Annotated in this window: 11 protein-coding genes and 1 pseudogene; 6 read left to right on the plus strand and 6 right to left on the minus strand. The window is 59.1% G+C overall.

The features are described 5' to 3' along the window. Positions 1-43: 43 nt before the first annotated feature. Positions 44-1,138 carry an ABC transporter ATP-binding protein gene (locus D7S89_RS12965; RefSeq protein ID WP_121278087.1) on the minus strand — a complete coding sequence of 365 codons (1,095 nt, stop codon included), beginning with the start codon at positions 1,136-1,138 and terminating at the stop codon, positions 44-46. A 271-nt stretch (positions 1,139-1,409) separates the two neighbouring features. Here D7S89_RS12965 and pdxR point away from each other — a divergent pair, with 271 nt between their 5' ends. The 6 genes and pseudogenes from pdxR to D7S89_RS13000 form a co-directional block, all read left to right on the plus strand. Then, positions 1,410-2,954 carry a MocR-like pyridoxine biosynthesis transcription factor PdxR gene (gene pdxR, locus D7S89_RS12970; protein ID WP_121278088.1) on the plus strand — a complete coding sequence of 515 codons (1,545 nt, stop codon included), beginning with the start codon at positions 1,410-1,412 and terminating at the stop codon, positions 2,952-2,954. A gap of 898 nt (positions 2,955-3,852) precedes the next feature. Then, positions 3,853-5,094, plus strand: coding sequence for a YqcI/YcgG family protein (locus D7S89_RS12980; protein WP_121278089.1), 1,242 nt, complete (start codon positions 3,853-3,855; stop codon positions 5,092-5,094). Positions 5,095-5,233: 139 nt separating this feature from the next. Beyond that, entirely contained in the window at positions 5,234-5,827 is a 594-nt protein-coding gene (locus D7S89_RS12985; RefSeq protein WP_220702146.1) for an HD domain-containing protein, read from the plus strand. Positions 5,828-5,852: 25 nt separating this feature from the next. Then, entirely contained in the window at positions 5,853-6,485 is a 633-nt protein-coding gene (locus tag D7S89_RS12990) for a class I SAM-dependent methyltransferase (protein ID WP_121278090.1), read from the plus strand. A 131-nt stretch (positions 6,486-6,616) separates the two neighbouring features. Further along, on the plus strand, positions 6,617-8,017 hold the full coding sequence (locus D7S89_RS12995; protein WP_121278091.1) for an MFS transporter: 1,401 nt from the start codon (positions 6,617-6,619) through the stop codon (positions 8,015-8,017). Between the two features lie 26 nt (positions 8,018-8,043). After that, positions 8,044-8,346 (plus strand): annotated as a pseudogene (locus tag D7S89_RS13000) (MocR-like pyridoxine biosynthesis transcription factor PdxR); the annotation flags it as partial. 57 nt (positions 8,347-8,403) lie between these two features. Here D7S89_RS13000 and D7S89_RS13005 read toward each other — a convergent pair. The 5 genes from D7S89_RS13005 to D7S89_RS13025 form a co-directional block, all read right to left on the minus strand. Further along, positions 8,404-9,063: a hypothetical protein gene (locus D7S89_RS13005; RefSeq protein WP_121278092.1), complete on the minus strand. Its 660-nt coding sequence runs from the start codon at positions 9,061-9,063 to the stop codon at positions 8,404-8,406. A 198-nt stretch (positions 9,064-9,261) separates the two neighbouring features. Continuing rightward, positions 9,262-10,368 carry a triacylglycerol lipase gene (locus D7S89_RS13010; protein ID WP_121278093.1) on the minus strand — a complete coding sequence of 369 codons (1,107 nt, stop codon included), beginning with the start codon at positions 10,366-10,368 and terminating at the stop codon, positions 9,262-9,264. A gap of 72 nt (positions 10,369-10,440) precedes the next feature. Then, the gene (locus tag D7S89_RS13015; protein ID WP_121278094.1) at positions 10,441-11,547 is read right to left on the minus strand and encodes a triacylglycerol lipase; all 1,107 of its coding nucleotides are present in this window, start codon (positions 11,545-11,547) and stop codon (positions 10,441-10,443) included. 50 nt (positions 11,548-11,597) lie between these two features. After that, positions 11,598-12,629, minus strand: coding sequence for a lipase secretion chaperone (locus D7S89_RS13020; protein ID WP_121278095.1), 1,032 nt, complete (start codon positions 12,627-12,629; stop codon positions 11,598-11,600). Between the two features lie 3 nt (positions 12,630-12,632). Then, positions 12,633-13,739 (minus strand): triacylglycerol lipase, encoded by a 1,107-nt coding sequence (locus D7S89_RS13025; protein ID WP_121278096.1) that lies wholly within the window; start codon positions 13,737-13,739, stop codon positions 12,633-12,635. Positions 13,740-14,582 lie beyond the last annotated feature (843 nt).

Consider the following 14,582-nt stretch of genomic DNA (forward strand, 5'->3'; position numbering starts at 1 on the left):
ACGGACCGAACGATGTCGCACTTTGCGCGCAAATCGCCCGACATCAGGCGAAAACGCGCAGGTGCTCGGGCGCGAATTCGAGTGCGACCGGTGCGCCAGGCACGAACGTATCGAGCGCTTCGGTGCCGAGCGGCACCTTCACGAAGCACTCGTCCTGCTCCGGCAACGCACAGCGCATGCGCACGTGGTCGCCGAAATAGATGAGCCCGCGCACTTCGCTCGCGAGCGTGTTGCCGTGCAGGCCGCGGCCCGCTGTGGGGGCCAGTCGCAAACGTTCGGGGCGAATGCAGGCGACGGCGTCCGAGCCCGTGCGAGCCTGGCCGACGCTGCGGCCGACCACGCGCGTACCGTCTCGCAGCTTGATTTCGCAGTACTGGCCGTCGACGCCCGATATCGTGCCGCGCAGCGTATTGCTGTCGCCGATGAAGCTCGCGACGAATTCGTTGCACGGCGTTTCGTAGAGCGCATCGACCGTGTCGAGCTGTTGCACGACGCCTTTGTCGAACACGGCCACGCGGTCCGACATCGTGAGCGCCTCGCCCTGATCGTGCGTGACGTAGACGAACGTGAGGCCCAGCTTTTCGTGCAATGCCTTCAGTTCGTACTGCATGTGCTCACGCAGTTGCTTGTCGAGCGCGCCGAGCGGCTCGTCCATCAGCACGAGGCGTGGCTCGAACACGAGCGCGCGGGCGAGTGCGATGCGCTGCTGCTGGCCGCCCGAGAGCTGCGACGGATAGCGCTTCGCGAAGCCTTCCATACGCACCATCCTCAAGGCGTCGTGCACGCGCTGGGCGCGCTCGGCGGCCGGCATCTTGCGCACGGTCAGCGGATATTCGACGTTTTGCGCGACCGTCAGGTGAGGGAACAGCGCGTAGTTCTGAAACACCATGCCGATGTTGCGCTTGTGCGGCGGCACCGAATTCAGCAGCTGCCCGTCGAGCCGGATCTCGCCGCCCGTCGGAAATTCGAAGCCGGCCAGCATCATCAGGCAAGTCGTTTTACCGGAGCCCGACGGACCGAGCAGCGTGAGGAATTCGCCTTGATAAATGTCGAGATCGAGCGCTTTAACGACCAGCGTCTCGCCGTCGTACGTCTTGCGCACGCCGCGAAAGCTCACGATCACTTCGTCCGTTTTCATCGTCCGTGTCTCCTGTGTCGGCCTAAGTTAGCGCTTTAGCGCTTACTTAGGCCCCATGCCGAAATAGTCCCGGTTAGCGCTTTAGCGCTTACCGGGAGTTGTTCGGCGGTCGGCCTAAGTTGCCGCTTTAGCGCTTACTTGGGCCCCATGCAGCGCACCACGCCCCGATTGGCTCCATCGACAAGCGAGTACCGCACATCATTTGCGATCCAATATAATCGGTCACGGCTCTACGAGACGGAGCCATTTCATTATTCCGAAGGGAACCACTTTGGATACGATCATCTTGTCGGACTGGCTCGCCGCACGACTCGAACGCGGCACCACGGAGCCCATGTATCGGCAGGTGCTGCGGCTCGTGCAGCAAGCGATCCTGACTGGCCAGCTCGCACCCGGCACGAAGCTGCCAAGCTCGCGCACGCTCGCCGAGGATCTCGACATCGCCCGCAACACCGTGCTGCGCGTGTACGACCAGCTCACGGCCGAAGGCTATGTGCTGTCGACGACCGGCAGTGGCACTTACGTCGCCGATACGCGCCCCGACACCGCCGCCGTGCGTGCGCGGCCTGTCGCGCGCGCCGGTAATGCTGGCACGGATGCTTCGGCAACGCCGGCAGTCGCACCGGCTGCACCGGCCCACGCACATCTGTCGGCGCGCGGCCGGCAGCTGATCGCGCGTGCAGGCGTCGCTCCAAAGCAGTGGGGAGCCTTCATGCCGGGTGTGCCCGACGTCACCGAGTTTCCGTCACGGACGTGGAGCCGCTTGCAAGCGCGGCTATGGAAGCAGGCGAACCCCGAGCTGCTGACGTACGCGCCCGGCGGCGGGTATCGTCCCCTGCGGCGTGCGCTGTCCGATTACCTGCGCGTCGCGCGCTCCGTCAAGTGCACGCCCGATCAGATCATCATCACGACAGGCATTCATCAATCGATGGATCTTGCCGTACGGCTGCTGACCGACGTGGGCGACCGCGCGTGGGTCGAGGAGCCCTGCTATTGGGGCGCGCGCAGCGTACTGCAATCGGCCGGCCTCGTGCTGGCCCCCGTTCCCGTCGACAGCGAAGGATTGAATCCGCGCGGACGCGCGTTGAAGGAGCCGCCGCGGCTCGCGCTCGTGACGCCGTCGCATCAGTATCCGCTCGGCATGGTGATGAGCCTCGCGCGCCGGCGCACGCTGCTCGAATACGCGCGCCAGCATGATGTGTGGATCGTCGAGGATGACTACGACAGCGAGTTCCGCTATGGCAGCCGGCCCGTCGCGTCGCTGCAGGGGCTCGATGAAGCGGGCCGCGTGATCTACGTCGGCAGTCTCGGCAAGACCCTTTATCCGGGCTTGCGTATCGGCTATATGGTCGCGCCTGAGCACTTGGTCGAGACGTTCCGCACAGGGGTGGCCGAGCTCTATCGCGAAGGGCAACTCATGCACCAGGCGGTGCTGGCCGAATTCATCATGGACGGCCATCTGACCTCGCACGTGCGGCGCATGCGTGCGCTGTATGGCGAGCGACGTCAGATCCTCATCGATGCGATCGCCGCACGCTTCGGCGACTCGCTGCCCGTGATGGGCGATGAGGCTGGTCTGCATCTGGTGCTGGGACTTCCCGGTACGGCCGACGATCGCGCCATCACGAACGCCGCATTCGATGCGGGCGTCATCGTGCGGCCGCTGTCGGCGTATTACAGCGACGAGGAGGTCGCGCGGCGCGGTCTGCTGCTTGGTTATGCGTGCGTACCGCACGAGCGAATCGGGCCGGCGTTCGATACGCTTGCGGGGGTGATCGAGAAGCAGATGGAAGAAGGTGGTGTGCGGGCGGCGTGAAGCGATGTGTGCTGCGACACATCGCCGATGACTGTGTTCAAGGTCATCGGCGGATGAGATCCAGAAACCGTTGGAGTCTGTTCGGCCAATTGAGAAGCAGCGTGCTTGGCGCCGAATCTTCAAGAGCCGCGGTTGCGCTGCGCTCGTTCGCGGCTACGCTTCCCGGAGCTAAACAACATGGTCGGGCACGTCACCTAGATACTCAAGGAGCCATGCGTACATCGCCACCGCTCTGAGACGCTATGGCATGCCAGCCGCGTGATTTCCGACTGGATGCACTTCTACAACCAACGACGCCCCTCAGGCGCCGACGACAAAAACTCCTGCTGAAGCCTTCGCTTTAGCCGCTTAACCCTGCACGTTTCGCAGGGCTATCGCCGCCCCGTATTCATGACGGCCTTCGCTTTCAATAACCGCATTAGCGATGAGGCCGGGTCAGCTGCGCACATCGGCACGCACTCCTACTATCCCTCACACCCCAAGGATTGGCGCCACAGTACGGCCGCGCCATGTTGCGACTACGCCGAAGAATAAGTGAAATCAATAAATTTACGCCATCAACCAAACAGCACCCCCATTTTTTACGGGTTCCATTTTTTACTAGATAAAATCTTCGAATCAAATTCTTTCTTTTTGCTTTCATTCAATGCAAAATAAACATAGTGACATCGCACAAATCGACTCAACTATCGAACAGATTCAATGCAAATCACTGGACTACCCCCGTAAAATTAATGTTATTTCCGCATCACCCAAGCACCTCCTCATCAAAATTCACAACACCAAATTTCGATAAATAGCAAACTTGACTTGACTCGCACTTCTCCATCAATCTCCATACACACCTCGCCGAAGCGGTAAAGACAGTTTCCGCATCTACTCGCACTTGAGGCAAAAAATGAAACATGACACATTTCTTGATGCCACTCAGATTATTCATCTTTCCAAAAAAGTGCGTGAAACCGCAATTAATCTGGGAGGCTATTGGAGACCGTTATCAGCAGTCGCGAGGGTGCTCGAAGAGTTGGGAGAGATCGGCGAGCTACTGGTGGATGACAGCGCCGACCAGAGTCACCTAGCCGCCGAATTAGCCGACATGTTCATTATCACGACATGCATCGCCGATCAGTACTGCGCAAATGTCGTGGACTTACTAAAAAATATGCCCCCCGCGGATGGCGAACGAGGCGCGGGTGACTATGCCTCGTTAAGGGTGATGTTCTGTTGTTTGGCACAACGCACCGGCCGGCTTGGCCGCCTGATCAACTACCTAGAAGGTGATAAGACGCCCAAACCGAACGAGCCCGTATCGAACGTCACCACGGAAGTTGCTTGCATTCAACACATTTTATTCCGAATGACTGCCGCAACGGGTGAGAACCTTGTGAAAGTAGTAAACGCGATACTCGACATGAATGCACGTCGCGATCGTGCACGATTCAAATCGAACTGGGATCCGTCTACGGCCTTGTCTCGGGACCGGTTTGGGGCGGTTATCGGAAAAACACTATGCCCGTTCGCCCAACACGCAAAAATTTGGGGAGCACCAGATATTGATGACAAGAAGGATTTCGCGTACAACGCATCGCAGATTGCGCAGGTTCTATGCCGGTTTTGTCGTGTCGCCCCAACCGAGGGACTTGACGGTTTTGTGATTCGTATACACGTTCCGGAACAGATCAGGGATCTGGCATCCTTTTCATCGGCGTTCTTTCATATTGTCGCCGAGCTTGGTCGCGCCAGCAAAGAAGCTGGTTGGGACAATCCGATGGAAGAAAATCTCTCATCTCCAGAGTGGCGTTTCAGGTTTTGCGGGATCTCATTCTTCATTACGACCTTCGCCCCATTCTATCGAGGCGATCACCCGCGATTTTCATGGCGTCGCGACTCTGCGTTTGTCCTCCTACAGCCAGAATTCTCGTTTGATCATCATGGAATCCACTCAAACAACCCAAAGCGTACATCAATAAAAGAGACGATTCGACAAGGCTTCTCAAGAAACAGCGTTGGATACTCAACTGACCTCGTTGAGCAGCCCTTAGAAGCATTGAAATACATTAAACCACTACAGCTTGGCGACTCACCCATTGAATGGTGGGAGATCTCCACAATGAAAGGAAACACTACCAAAACCACATAGACAAAAGCCTCTTTAACCTCTCGATCCCCTGATTTTTGACCCCGCAAAACGATAAATCCAATTTACTTATGTCTACCTAGTAGCGAGTAGTAGTCGATGAAATTCATTTCTCACTGAAATTCCACCTTTCGGAAAGATTATGGTAGAAATTGTCGAGAAGGTTCTCGCCGCCGTTCGACTCGCCGAGCGACTCAAATATACGTTACGCCACAGCTGGCTTTCGGACGGACGACACGAAAGTGTCGCGGAGCATAGCTGGCGAATGTCCCTTATGGCGTTGTTGGTCGCCCCTCATCTGGACGCAAATGTGGACGTCGAGAAGTTGCTCAAGATGGTAATTGTTCATGACTTGGTCGAAGCCATAGCGGGCGACATACCCGTCTTCGATGTTGTCAACGACAGCACCATGCGCATACTCAAAAGGAAACGTGAGGACGACGCGATGAAACAGATATTCGAGATGCTTCCAGAGATTAACGGTGAGGAGGTGGAACGCCTGTGGCGTGAATTCGAGACATCCTCCTCCATTGAGGCCAAAGTCGCAAAGGCCCTTGACAAACTAGAAGCGCAGATCCAGCACAACGAGGCTCCTCTTGCTACGTGGCTAGACGTGGAGAGAAACCTAATGCACTCGCTGGAGGCATACACAAGCTTTGACACTTTTCTCGACGGCATCCGGTCAATTGTAGTTGACGAAGCTAAGAGCAAGATCGCAGAGAGCGGAAGCAGATAACCGTAGCTCTCCATAGGAGATTCGAATGAAAACCGCAATCGAACATTGGAACGAGCAGTATGACCTGCCGATGGAGAAAATTCCCTGGGAGATTGCGACTCCGCCACACGATCTATCGGCGCTGGTCGAAGATCACTCAACACCGACTGGAGGGCAAGCACTCGACGTTGCTTGTGGTACAGGGAATTATTCGCGGTTTCTTTCTTCGCGCGGATACCGGGTGACTGCAATCGACTTCTCGCCGCATGCGTTGGCTGTCGCACGCTCCAGGAACTGCGCCGAGACGACAGCCATTGAATACATCGAAGGCGATGTCACAAAGCTTTCGCTTACTCTCCCCGCTGACAGGCGATTCGATCTGATACTTGACTACAGTCTTTTGCACCACTTACCTCCAGACGCATTCGCTCGCCACACACAGCAATTCGCGTCCCTGCTGAGACCCGATGCCAGACTGCTCGTAGTGTGTTACTCAGACACAAACCTTTATGCGAAGGGGCAAACAAGCGCACGCGGCGCATTCGGCAATGAAATGTTCTACCGAACTCGCAGTTGCATAGAGAAGGCATACGCGCCGCTCCGGGTGCTGTCGTATCGGGAAACCACGCTCGGAAAGCAAGGTCATCATCGAGGGCATAGCTTTGTTTTTGGATACTGAGCAAGCTGCTCGCTATCGGCCGCCCCCTCCCGGCACATTGTTTGCCAACCTTTTGTGCGCTTTACAAGCACCGTTGCATTATGACCGCCAATCTTTCCACTACGTTATCTCTTGTGAGATCCCGGAACGCCATGCTTGCCCTATTGGCGGCGGCACAGGGGATCATCGCGTTAGACGCCACAATCGTGTTTGTCGCCATCCCCTCAATTGCATCCGAGCTTGAATACTCCCGACAAACGGTGCAGTGGGTTGTCAGCGCCTACACGATTACTTTTGGCGGATTCCTGTTGCTCGGCGGGCGTTTGGCAGATGTATTGGGGAATAGGCGCATGTTCATCGCGGGACAGGCATTGTTCTCCGTTGCATCCTTGGCAGCCGGCTTGGCAAATGGCGGCGCACTGCTGATCGGCGCTCGGGCTGTCCAGGGAGTGGGTGCTGCAATCCTTTTTCCTGCTACGCTCGCAACACTCAACGCGTGGTTTGAAGAGGGACCGGCAAGACTGCGCGCCTTGGCAGTTTGGAGTACGGCGTCCGTAGCAGGACTCGCGCTCGGTGCCTTGCTCGGAGGCCTGCTGACGCAATGGTTTAGTTGGCGAGCCATCTTCTTGGTGAACGTTCCCATTGCCAGCGGGTGTGCGCTCATGGCGATCCGCTGGCTACCTCGAGACGGCCGATCCGTCAGCGTGACGGACATTGATTTTGGCGGCGGAATTGTCGCAACCTGTGCCGGCACGCTTCTCGTATTGTCGATTGTCGAAGCGCCAGACCTAGGATGGCTGTCGCTGCCCGTCGTTGCTACGTTGTGTGTAGCCGCTGCGTTGCTTGTAACGCTATGGCAGATCGAAAAGCGCGTCAAAATCCCTTTAATACCCTGGAATATAATATCAAACCAAGGTTTGCAGTTGGTCATGTTGCTAACTGTAATTTTCATGGGCAGCTTCGGCGCTCAATATTACTTTCTCAGCCTTTATTACCAGGAGGTGTACGCATACACCACCCTGCAGGCTGGCCTTGCCTTTCTCGTACCAACCGCGGTCTGCGCGGCTGGAATTCGACTCTCGGAGCGAGTCGTCAGCCGGACGGGTGTTGGTTCAGCACTGCGATACGGCTTTGTTGCCGGTGCTTGCGGGATAGTGCTGATCCGATTTGCGCTGCCTACGGGCTACCTCTCGCTCCTGCCCGGGCTCTGTCTCTCTAGCGTTAGCCAGGGGCTGGTATGGACCGCTATGTGGGCTTTAGCAGCGCGCGGGGTGCCGGATGAGGAGCAAGGAATTACATCGGGAATTGCATCGACCGCTCAGCAGATCGGGGGAGCCTTGGTGCTTGCTGCACAGGTCGCTGCGTCCAACGTAGGGCTGAATGGACTGACGGGAGACGCGCTCCGTAGAGGATTAGCGGAGGGCATCGAGCGGGTTATAACCGGTATGGCAATACTCGCTCTGGTTGGGGCAGTTGCCTCACTAGCAGCTGATCACGTTGGCCGCAAATCGCGAAGCGCGGCGAGTCGCGCCGGAGATTCGACACTCGGCTAATGACAGTTGCTTCCTGCGAGCACTTCCTCATCGACGCGATCGCCGCCCGCTTCGGCGACTCGCTGCCCGTGATGGGCGATGAGGCTGGTCTGCATCTGGTGCTGGGACTTCCCGGGACGGCCGACGATCGCGCCATCACACAAGCCGCATTCGATGCGGGCGTCATCGTGCGGCCGCTGTCGGCGTATTACAGCGACGAGGATGTCGCGCGCCGCGGGCTATTGCTCGGCTATGCGTGCGTGCCGCACGAGAAAATCGGCCCAGCGTTCGATACGCTTGCGCGGGTGATCGAGAAGCAAATGACGCAGGGTGGTGTGCGAGCGGCGTGAGCAAGCAGCGCGATCACGGCCGGTGAAACGAAATGGCCAGTCGCGATTCACCGGCCTTCACCATGAAAAGCACCCCACAGTCTGGGGCGATCCCGGACACGGGACGGGTAGCAGTATGCCCCGGCCCTCCACCCAATCCCTCAGCTTCTCGGTTTGGTCCCAGTACGCTTTCCCGAGGCTAGTTTTCTTGAATGCGTCGCGTGCGTCACTGTCTCGACAGCTCACCCGCGCCATGAGGTTGCGGTAAGCCGCATCTCGACCGCCCTCCGTTCCGTTGCCTTGCGAAGCGATGTCATTAACGGCGATACTGATCGAAGCCTGCATCCCCAATGCTACGAAGTCGCTCTTCCGCAGCACGGGGTCCCAACCTTGGCAGCCATCGTGGCTTTCCTCAAGCGCAATTGCCCGCAGCCTACGGATAGTCCGTAAGCAGTCGATGCCTTCCTCACGCGCAAATGCCCGCAACGTACGGATAAGCCGTAAATCGTCGCGCGTAAACACAATGTGTTCGAATACTCGTCCCACCATTGCCGCCCCAGCCACTTCGTCAGGGAACGTCCCTTTGCCCCCGCCTTTCAACTTGTCCAAATGATTACGCAGCGCCAGAGTTGCTTTTAAGTCGAGTCCATCCCTAGTTCGGGCGGCAAGCCGCAACAAATCGAGAAACTGACGACCATTCGTGACTACCTGTTCTTTCAGCCAGCATGACTTGTACATCACTTCTCCTCGCGCTAGATGCCCATTCTTGGAACAAACCTGGCATCAAGCCAGGCACCAACGCGCAGCCGCGCGTCGAGTTGCCAAAACTGTAGCCCCTCAATTCTCGCCAAGGATCAACACTTGCATAAACCGCTCATATCCGAGACGGTGCACGACAGCAGGGTCCGATGACCGATGCACCGGCCCCACCCTCGCTCACAACCCCTGCAGCTTCAACCGGTTCGCATGATCGCGAATCACCGCCAAAGGATCTTCCGCATTCGCGCCACGCACGCCGAGAATCTGGTTGATCTCGTCGATGTGATTCCAGTGATAGCTCGTGCTCAGCACTTGCCCATAGAGCGCACTGCAGTTCGAAACAAGCCCGTCGTTCGTGCCCGAGTTGCGATTGAGCATCACCGTGCCCGAGCCCAGGAACGCAAGCGTCGACGGATCGGCCACGTTGGCCCAATCGAACGGACCCGATACGCTCGTGTCCATCCCGCCTTGCACGCCGAACAACGAGATGCTCGGCTGAATGGCACTGCCGGCCCACGAGTAGAGCCAATGCTTGTTGCCGTCGATTGTCTCCGTCGGCGCGCCCGTCTGACACGAGCCCGGTGTGCCGAGACCGGCACTCGGCACGCGCTGGTTATAGGCGGCGGCCCCCGAGGTCGTCAAAGCCGTCAATGCCGCGAGCGCATCCTGGTTCGTGTTGAAGTTGCTGCTGAACAGGGTGCCGATCACGTCCACGATCTTCGCGATGACCTGCGCCGTAATCCCCGTCGGATCGGCGGCCACCGCTTGCTGGACGAAATCGGCGAACTCCGAACCCCAATGCGGCGAGCCGATCGTCGTCACCGAAGCCACGAGATCAGGTGCGACGGCAGCCACATAGCGCGAGGTCAGCCCACCCTGGCTATGGCCGATCAGGTTGACCTTCTTTGCGCCGGTCACCGCCAGCACCTGCCTCACGTACGCGAGCAATTGCTCGCCCCGCCCGTTCGGACCGTCGTCGCTTTGAAAGCCCGATACATTGGCGACGTACACGTTCGCGCCGTGCGCCTCGAGGTCTCCCGGAATGCCGTACCAGTAGTCGAGCACGTTCGCGTACTTGTCGGTGCCCGTCAGCCCGTGAACGAGCACGATCGGATATTGCGTCGCCGCGTAGTCGTCCACTGCGGGGCCCGAGTCGGCTACCGCGGTGCTCGGCGTCGACAGCGAGAGCAACGCCGTGAACCCGGTCAATCCAGCCAACGGCGCGCTACCGAGTGCGAGCGCCGCGACACCTGCCAACACTTTCTTCTTGATCATCTTGGACATACCGCCTCCTCCAACGGGTCTTGTTGTCAGTCGAACTACGGCCTTCTTTGCATCGGCAGGGCGCACCATTGTTTACAACCCCTGCAGCTTCAACCGATTCGCATGATCACGAATCACCGCCAAAGGATCTTCGGCATCCGCACCGCGCACGCCGAGAATCTGGTTGACTTCATCAAAGTGATTCCAGTGATAGCTCGTGCTCAGCACTTGCCCATAGAGCGCGCTGCAAACCGCAACCACCCCATCGTTCGGGCCTGCATTGCGATTGAGCATCACCGTGCCGGAGCCCAGCAGCGCGAGCGTCGATGGGTCGGTGACATTGGCCCAATCGAGCGGACTCCATACGCTCGTATCAGTCCCGCCTTGCACGCCGAACACCGAGATGCTCGGCTGAATGGCGCTGCCCGCCCACGAATAGAGCCAATGCTGGTTGCCGTCGATCGTCTCGGTCGGCGCGCCCGTTTGGCACGAGCCCGGTGCGCCAAGACCAACACTCGGCACGCGCTGGTTATACGCAGCGGCCCCTGATGTCGTCAAAGCCGTCAATGCCGCGAGCGCATCCTGGTTCGTGTTGATCGTGCTGCCGTACACCGCGCCGATCACGTTCACGATCTTCGCGATGACCGGTTCAGCGAGCCCCGTCGGATCCTTGGCCAACGTCTCCTGGACGAAATCGGCGAATTCCGAACCCCGATGCGGCGTACCGATCGTCGTCACCGAAGCCACGAGATCAGGCGCCACGGCAGCCACATAGCGCGAGGTCAGCCCACCCTGGCTGTGGCCGATCAGATTGACCTTCTGCGCGCCCGTCACCGCCAGCACCTGCTTCACGTACGCGAGCAATTGCTCGCCGCGGCTGTTCGGGCCGTCGTCGCGTTGAAAGCCCGATACGTTGGCGACATACACGTTCGCGCCATGCGCTTCGAGGTCGGCCGGGATGCCATACCAGTAGTCGATCACGTTCGCGTATCTATCGGTGCCCGATACGCCGTGAACGAGCACGATCGGATATTGCGTCGCTGCGTAGGTGTCCACCGCGGGACCCGTGTCGGCTACCGCCGTGCTCGGCGTCGACAGCGAGAGCAACGCCGTGAACCCAGTCAATCCAGCCAACGGAGCGCTACCGAGCGCGAGCGCCGCGACACCTGCCAACACTTTCTTCTTGATCATCTTGGACATATCACCCCCTTCAATTGGTTTTTTTGGCAGTCGAACTACCGCTCTTTCTCTCAACCGCCTTTGTCCAGCGAAGCCGCCCGCAGCGCTTCCGACGAATTCGTGAACACGCGCTGCCGCAACTGCGCAATCTGCGCGTCGCGATCGGCCACCGGCAATCCCATCGCTTCAATCCGTGCACGCTGCTGCGCGTAATCGGCGTACTTCGCATGCCAAGCGTCGTCTTGCTTCTGCATCTGCACGACACGCTCCGCGGCTTGCGGCCCCAGCGTTTGCGTCACGCGCGCACGCAGCTCATCGGTCGAGAGCCCCTGCTTTTGCAGCGACGCGATCGCATCGATGGATGCCCTCGCCTGCCGCTGACGCTCGAGTGCGGCGCGCTCGTCGGGCGGCAACGTCTGCTCGAGCGCCTGCAGACGCTCGGCCTTTTGCGCCTCAGTCAGCGTGCGATCGTTGACGATGCGAAGCCTCGCGATCTCGTAGAAGTCGTGCCGCCACTCGGCGCCGAAAAACGCCTCGCTCCATTCGGGCCCCATCGTCCGGCTCGCCAGGGCGGCTTGCTGCTCGACCGACGCCTGCATCGCATCAAGATCGATCCCGCTGCCTTGTGATGAAGGCGTGAGCGGCGAGGCGTGATCAAGCGCCTGGTCGTACGCCTGGTAGCGTTGCCAAACATCGAGCGCCTCGCGCTGCGCCGGCGTGCCGTCGAGCTGCGCCGCGATGCCCCGGCGCACGAGCGCATCGAGCGCCTGAGCCGACACCTCGTTGCGGGTCGTCAGGAAATAGTCGAAGAAGTCGCGCACCGCGCGTACCTTCGCGAGGTGGCCATGCGCGTCGAGCGGCAAATGCGGCGGCACCGTCCCCGACAGCGAAACGGGCAACGCGGCCGCGTTCGGCGCTGTGGGCATTGGCGCCGCACGAGCAGCAGACGTGCCGGGCCCGTCGGCCGCGGCGGTCTGCATGCTCGCGCGAGGCGCCCGCGCCGGCGCGTTCAGATAAACGACCGCCGCAACCGCCGCGAGTCCGGCAATGCCGAACAGCGCGACGTTGCGCACGGCCTTCTTTGCATCGGCAGGGCGCGTCATCGTTTACAGCCCCTGAAGCATCAAACGGTTCGCGTGATCGCGAATCACTGCCACCGGATCTTCGGCATTCGCGCCGCGCACGCCGAACATCTGGTTGACTTCGTCAAGGTGATTCCAGTGATAGCTCGTGCTCAACACTTGCCCATACAGCGCACTGCAAACGGAAACCAGGCCGTCGTTCTGGCCTGAGTTGCGATTGAGCATCACCGTGCCCGAGCCCAGCAGCGCGAGCGTCGACGGATCGGTCGCGTTGGCCGGATCGAGCGCTCCCGACACGCTCGTGTCGGTCCCACCTTGCACGCCGAGCAACGACCCGTTCGGCTGGATGGCATTGGCCGCCCACGAGTAGAGCAAATGCGTGTTGCCGTTGATCGTCTCGGTCGGCGCACCCGTTTGGCACGAGCCCGGCGCGCCGAGACCCGCAGTCGGCACGCGCTGGTTATACGCAGCGGCGCCCGACGTCGTCATGGCCGTCAATGCCGCGAGCGCATCCTGGTCCGTGTTGATGGTGCTGCCGAACAACGCACCGATCACGTTCACGATCTTCGCGATGACCGGTTCAGCGAGCCCCGTCGGATCTTTGGCCAACGTCTCCTGGACGAAATCGGCGAACTCCGAACCCCAATGAGGAGAACCGATCGTCGTCACCGAAGCCACGAGATCAGGCGCGACGGCAGCCACATAGCGCGAAGTCAGGCCGCCCTGGCTGTGGCCGATCAGATTGACCTTCTGCGCGCCCGTTGCCGCCAGCACCTGCTTCACGTATGCGAGCAATTGCTCGCCACGCCCGTTCGGGCCGTCGTCGCTTTGAAAGCCCGATACGTTGGCGACGTACACGTTCGCGCCATGTGCTTCGAGGTCCGCCGCGATGCCGTACCAGTAGTCGATCACATGTGCGTACTTGTCGGTCCCCGACAGCCCGTGAACGAGCACGATCGGATACTGCGTCGCCGCGTAGTTGTCCACCGCAGGGCCCGTGTCGGCTACCGCCGTGCTTGGGGTCGACAGCGAAAGCAACGTCGTGAACCCGGTCAGACCAGCCAACGGCGCGCTACCGAGCGCGAGCGCCGCGACACCTGCGAGCAGTTTCTTCTTCACCATCCTGGACATGCCGTTTCCTCCATTTCGTTTACGAAAATCAATTTCGTTTAAAACATCATTTTTTAAAACTCCGCTTAATAAATACCGCACAACGACCATTGCGCGGTGCATTGCAGTGAAGCAGCAAAAGGAGGAATTGCGTAGCCAAAAATCGAATTTAGAAGAGTATCCCTAATCGAATGATGGAATCGCCACGAGGGCCGAGCTGGATTTCAACTACCGTTTTTTGCAGCCTTCTAATCTTCTGCCGGAGTCAACCGGGCCGCGGTCCGGCAGAAGCTTCGCCCCGCTGGGCGAGACAGCCTTCCGACAAGCCATCCGGGTATTTTCTGAAACCCCGACAATCGACTTTCAAGCACCTGAAAATCACATACATTGCTTAATCGAAAATACGACCAATCCACTTTTCAAATTAAACAAACAACCCGAATACGGAATAAATTCCTTAAAATCCAACACATCAATCAAACCAAAACCGCACGATGCCTCACGCACAATTATTTTCCTTTTCCGGAACTTCGAGATGTACTCCTTGAATGCGACAATCGGCCGCCGATCGTTGAATGATGCGATCCAGGCGCTCATGTGAGCACCCGCTCGCGATCTCGCAGACTTTCTGGGAATGGCAGTGCCTTGCGCGCGACGAGATATGTCGCAGGTCCTGGGCTTGTCGTTTCAATCACGTCCGAATTTTCTTTTCCGAACATAATCAGCGCGAAAACGAAAATGCGAGGCACTTGACCCGAGTGGCACATTCGAATTCGAGCATGTATGCCGAATACGCCACCTGGTCCGCGTTACCGCAGGTAAGCTCCCAGCGAGCGCCCCGTTACGAGCCCAACCTTGAGGAGC

Source organism: Trinickia fusca, from assembly GCF_003628145.1.
Classification (GTDB): domain Bacteria; phylum Pseudomonadota; class Gammaproteobacteria; order Burkholderiales; family Burkholderiaceae; genus Trinickia; species Trinickia fusca.

What these genes read in the sequence shown, in the direction of transcription:
- D7S89_RS12965 (WP_121278087.1), bottom strand. Translation starts at nt 1,138, where the DNA reads ATGAAAACGGACGAAGTGATCGTGAGCTTTCGCGGCGTGCGCAAGACG.
- D7S89_RS12980 (WP_121278089.1), top strand. Translation starts at nt 3,853, where the DNA reads ATGAAACATGACACATTTCTTGATGCCACTCAGATTATTCATCTTTCC.
- D7S89_RS12985 (WP_220702146.1), top strand. Translation starts at nt 5,234, where the DNA reads ATGGTAGAAATTGTCGAGAAGGTTCTCGCCGCCGTTCGACTCGCCGAG.
- D7S89_RS12990 (WP_121278090.1), top strand. Translation starts at nt 5,853, where the DNA reads ATGAAAACCGCAATCGAACATTGGAACGAGCAGTATGACCTGCCGATG.
- D7S89_RS12995 (WP_121278091.1), top strand. Translation starts at nt 6,617, where the DNA reads ATGCTTGCCCTATTGGCGGCGGCACAGGGGATCATCGCGTTAGACGCC.
- D7S89_RS13005 (WP_121278092.1), bottom strand. Translation starts at nt 9,063, where the DNA reads ATGTACAAGTCATGCTGGCTGAAAGAACAGGTAGTCACGAATGGTCGT.
- D7S89_RS13010 (WP_121278093.1), bottom strand. Translation starts at nt 10,368, where the DNA reads ATGTCCAAGATGATCAAGAAGAAAGTGTTGGCAGGTGTCGCGGCGCTC.
- D7S89_RS13015 (WP_121278094.1), bottom strand. Translation starts at nt 11,547, where the DNA reads ATGTCCAAGATGATCAAGAAGAAAGTGTTGGCAGGTGTCGCGGCGCTC.
- D7S89_RS13020 (WP_121278095.1), bottom strand. Translation starts at nt 12,629, where the DNA reads ATGACGCGCCCTGCCGATGCAAAGAAGGCCGTGCGCAACGTCGCGCTG.
- D7S89_RS13025 (WP_121278096.1), bottom strand. Translation starts at nt 13,739, where the DNA reads ATGTCCAGGATGGTGAAGAAGAAACTGCTCGCAGGTGTCGCGGCGCTC.